At 34.0% G+C, this 4,087-nt stretch carries 6 protein-coding genes and 1 pseudogene; 4 read left to right on the forward strand and 3 right to left on the reverse strand.

Translation table 11 applies throughout. The annotated features are described in order from the left end of the window. The 3 genes from RQ763_RS10235 to RQ763_RS10245 form a co-directional block, all read right to left on the reverse strand. A partial coding sequence (locus RQ763_RS10235; RefSeq protein ID WP_314152833.1) for a DNA cytosine methyltransferase occupies window positions 1-354 on the reverse strand: 354 nt, incomplete at its 3' end. 119 nt (window positions 355-473) lie between these two features. Then, the gene (locus RQ763_RS10240; RefSeq protein ID WP_314152835.1) at window positions 474-1,202 is read right to left on the reverse strand and encodes a PmeII family type II restriction endonuclease; all 729 of its coding nucleotides are present in this window, start codon (window positions 1,200-1,202) and stop codon (window positions 474-476) included. A gap of 53 nt (window positions 1,203-1,255) precedes the next feature. Continuing rightward, window positions 1,256-1,804: a transposase gene (locus tag RQ763_RS10245; protein ID WP_314152836.1), complete on the reverse strand. Its 549-nt coding sequence runs from the start codon at window positions 1,802-1,804 to the stop codon at window positions 1,256-1,258. Between the two features lie 222 nt (window positions 1,805-2,026). On the opposite strand from RQ763_RS10245, the gene RQ763_RS10250 reads away from it, so the two are divergent. From RQ763_RS10250 to RQ763_RS10265, 4 genes and pseudogenes are all read left to right on the forward strand, one after another. Then, complete coding sequence (locus tag RQ763_RS10250) at window positions 2,027-2,668, forward strand: hypothetical protein (protein ID WP_314152838.1); 642 nt, start codon at window positions 2,027-2,029, stop codon at window positions 2,666-2,668. Window positions 2,669-2,836: 168 nt separating this feature from the next. Beyond that, a complete protein-coding gene (hypB, locus tag RQ763_RS10255; RefSeq protein WP_314152840.1) occupies window positions 2,837-3,589 on the forward strand; it encodes a hydrogenase nickel incorporation protein HypB in 753 nt (250 codons plus the stop codon). Further along, on the forward strand, window positions 3,589-3,879 hold the full coding sequence (locus tag RQ763_RS10260) for a HypC/HybG/HupF family hydrogenase formation chaperone (RefSeq protein WP_314152842.1): 291 nt from the start codon (window positions 3,589-3,591) through the stop codon (window positions 3,877-3,879). Before hypB ends, RQ763_RS10260 begins: the two co-directional genes overlap by 1 nt. A 1-nt stretch (window position 3,880) precedes the next feature. Then, window positions 3,881-4,087 (forward strand): annotated as a pseudogene (locus tag RQ763_RS10265) (hydrogenase formation protein HypD); the annotation flags it as partial.

Consider the following 4,087-nt stretch of genomic DNA (forward strand, 5'->3'; position numbering starts at 1 on the left):
TTTCCAATTTGGTCTATTTTTTTGAAGAGTTTGAACTGCGTATTTATCAATCTCATTTAATAAAGCATGTTGAATCCCTGCTTTTTCAAGTCCTAAAGCAAGTCCACCTGCTCCGGCAAATAATTCAATACTTTTGTATGTTTTAGTTGGAGATATATTTGTATAAGATTTTGTATCAAAATGAATCTTTGCATTTTCGAAAATTATTAAATCATTTTGTTTATATTCTCTATAATTATTTATAGGATTTCGGACACTCTTTAACTTACCAGAATTATCCCACCTTCTTAAAGTCTCTTTACTAATAGATAAAATTTCCGCCGTCTCATTTAATGAAAAAGTTCTTCCAATCAAAATAGATACCCACCTTACTCAACATTACACATGGTTATTATAACATATGCATTCTTAGGTTGATAGTATACTTTAGTTAGATTTGTATTGAAAAGAGTATTGCAATATGTCATATTTATTTAAGAATTTAGCTCTGAAGATAAATTTTGTATATATTCTGATTTTGAAAGTTCTTTAATTACGCTGTCAAGTTCGTGTTTAAAGTCGGCTTGAATTGCTACCTCTGCAATAGCTTTGATTAGGTCAGTATAAAAATTTTCATCACCTGTTAATCTATGCCAAAAGTCATTACCAATAACAATGTCGTAGTGATATTGTTTAGAAATTCTTTTGTAGTGCGCGTTTATCTCATGCATTTCTCCATATATAATACCAACTATTAAATTATTAAAACCTATTTTTAGTCCATTGGTTTTAGATAAATTTATGACATCGATAAAGTGTTTAGCTATAGTTTCCACATCATCTTTATTGATTGTTTCTGGTCCTGATTTAAGTTGACAATACTTTTTTTCACCGTCAATCATATCAATAAATTCAATATCTATGCCAGAAGTTGTACTTCCATACGATGATAATACCGTTGATGTGAACTTTTGAATATTTGTTCCAAAAGATGTATTTATTGATGTACCAAGAACTCTAGGGTATATTAATGCTTTAGCGATACTAATAGGGTCATGATTTCCTTCTAGAAAGTTTGATAGATATGTTAATAAAAATGGGTTGACATTGAACTGGTTGATATCGGAGAGTTTCAATGTATTTTTAATGTGGTTTTCTGCTATTGATTCTTTAAACCATTTTTTAGCTTTTAGCAAAATATCGTGTTTCTCTTGTTCAGTCATAATAATTTTCCATAATTTTAATAGTTTAAACATAGTATATAAAATTTGATTTATTACTTATAAAAATCTATTAAAATTTCTTTCTGCATCTCTTTAGAGTAGTTAAACTTAAACTCAATCTCTTTCAAATAGTAAAAAAAGTTCTCATGTCTTACTCCCTTATACTTCAAAATAGACTTTTCAAAAAAAATCCAGAACTTGGTTATAAGGTTCTCTTTTTTCTGTATTTTTGAAATTTTATTAAACATCATATATTTTGAAAACTCTTTGAAGTAGGCTTCATCCGCTCCATCATCCATAAACTGATTTTTATACATGTTGAGATTTTGCATAAGCAGGTTGTAAATTTTGTTCTCATAATGAAATGTTAAAAAATTTTGTGCATCAAATATGTTCTCTTTTATATCTCTTTTGCTTTTTTCAAGGTAAATGTACTCATCGTACTCAATAACCGTTTTATCTCTGAACTCATCTTCTAATCGGCTTGCTATGAGCTGTCTAAAAAGGTCATATCTCTTTTTTGCGGTTACATAGTTGATGTCAAGTTTTTTGCTTACTTCATTTATGTTCAAATCACTGCAGAAACACTCAATAATTTTCAAATCTGTATCTATTTTTTTTACAGAGAACTTTTTTTTGCAGTTTGAGCATTTAAGCTGACCTGAATTTAGGTGATATAACTTTTTATTATTGCAGTAAATACATTTCATTGCTTATTTTAGCATAGTTTAGTCCTGAAACTATATAAGAAAGCATAAAATTTATTTTAAATTTACTTTAAAGACATATAATATGAATGCCTATTCAGTTTAAGAGGAGAGCGTATGGAAAATGTCGGATTGTTGCTTATCTTTTGGTACGGCATATTGCATGCTTTTGGACCTGACCATCTTACGGCTATGGCAGATTTTTCAATCGGTAAAAACAAAAAGAAGACTATGCTCATTACTACTCTTTTTGCACTCGGACACGGATTGTCTCTTTTTGTATTTGCAAAAATATTAGAGAGTTATCATATAAGCGAGGCTATTTTAGGATACGGAGACCTTATCTCGTCATTGGTGATTTTAAGCATCGGTATATATCTTTTGTTTATGGTTTTTACAGATAGAATAGGTTTAAAAAAACATATACATGAGGGCAAAGAGCATCTTCATGTGTTTTTTGGAAAAGAGCATACTCACGACGGCAGGGACACCGCCTCCGCATTTACCATAGGAACATTGATGGGCATAGGCGGAGTTCGCGGAATGCTTATAACGTTTGGAGTAATTGAGGGACAGAATGTTGATTTTGTAATGGTCTTGGCTTTTACACTTGGAGTCATGAGTATATTTGTAGGTTTCGGGGTAGTAATACTCTATATTAATCAAAATCTACTAAACTCAAAACAGAATTTAAGAAGAGTCTTTGCAACTGCCGGAGTCGTTTCGGTAGCTGTCGGCTCTAACATGTTAATCGGATAGAAAATCAGATAGAAAGAGGCATAAGTGCCGAGGGCCTCCTGCCGAAGGAAACAAAGTGTTAACGTAGGTATCGGAATTACTTCCGATACCGTAATAAATCAGATGAAGGGCTTCCTTCATTTTACTAGGTACCCCTTGAGGGTGTGAAATAAAATTAAGGATATAAATATGTGTAAAGATTGCGGCTGTAGCGTTGTAGAACATAGCCATTCACATGAACATCATCACGGAGATTCTCATAAACATCTACATGACAATCCACAGCTAAATGACCCTAAAACCATCTCTATAATTACAAAAATATTAGATAAAAACGATCATGAAGCTGGACATAACAGAGAACATTTTAACGCGCACGGAGTTCTCTGCATAAACCTTATGAGCAGCCCCGGAAGCGGAAAAACGGCACTTTTGGAGAGTTTGTCGGATTTGGGCGAGTTTAAATTTTGTGTTGTAGAGGGCGACTTGGAGACAAGCAGAGATGCGGATAGGCTCAAAGCCAAAGGGATACAAGCTCATCAGATTCAAACCGGTTCGGCTTGTCATTTGGACGCGTTTATGGTTCATAAAGCTCTGCATCACATGGATTTGGACAATATGGACGTATGTTTTGTAGAGAATGTCGGAAACCTCGTCTGTCCTGCAAGTTATGATGTAGGAAGCCACTTGAACATAGTTTTAGTCAGTATTCCTGAGGGCGAAGACAAGATAGCCAAATATCCGGTTATGTTTCGTCAAGCCGATTTGATTCTTTTTACTAAAACAGATCTGCTTCCGTACTTTGAGTATGATATTGAGAAAGAGAAAGAAGCGGCAAGAAAGCTAAAGCCGAGTGTTGACATACTTGAAGTCAGCACCAAAGAAGTGGACTCAATAAAAAAAGTTTCCCAGTGGATAAAGTTTAAAATAGGAATGAGATAATGTGCCTTTCAATACCCTCAAAAGTAGTAAAAATAGACAAAGAGAACGAGATAGCAACGGTTGATACTATGGGCGTGCAAAGAGATGCTTCTTTGTCTTTGATGAGCGAAGAAGAGATAAATATAGGCGACTATGTACTTCTGCATATCGGATTTGTGATGAACAAAATCGATGAAAAAGAGGCACTGGAGAGTTTGGAACTTTATAGAGAGATTATAGATGCTATGAACGAAGAGGATAGGCAGCTGGCGATTTTAGAAGCAGATGAGTGTTCAAATCAAGGAGACTGAGATGGAGCTAGAACTAAAAAATCTTTATGATGACTTTAGAGATGCAGACACCATAAAAGCTTATGCAAAAATCATAAAAGAGGATGCGGCAAAGCTGAAAAACCCTATTAACATCATGGAAGTTTGCGGCGGTCATACTCATACCATCATGAAGTACGGTCTTCCTCAGCTTCTGCCATCCAACATCAAGTTCATCCACGGTCCTGGC

This window comes from Sulfurimonas sp. (genome assembly GCF_032250635.1).
Classification (GTDB): domain Bacteria; phylum Campylobacterota; class Campylobacteria; order Campylobacterales; family Sulfurimonadaceae; genus Sulfurimonas.

Bases quoted from the DNA above. Each gene is read 5' to 3' on its own strand.
- RQ763_RS10260 (WP_314152842.1), top strand. From the start codon at position 3,589: ATGTGCCTTTCAATACCCTCAAAAGTAGTAAAAATAGACAAAGAGAAC.
- RQ763_RS10250 (WP_314152838.1), top strand. From the start codon at position 2,027: ATGGAAAATGTCGGATTGTTGCTTATCTTTTGGTACGGCATATTGCAT.
- hypB (WP_314152840.1), top strand. From the start codon at position 2,837: ATGTGTAAAGATTGCGGCTGTAGCGTTGTAGAACATAGCCATTCACAT.
- RQ763_RS10240 (WP_314152835.1), bottom strand. From the start codon at position 1,202: ATGACTGAACAAGAGAAACACGATATTTTGCTAAAAGCTAAAAAATGG.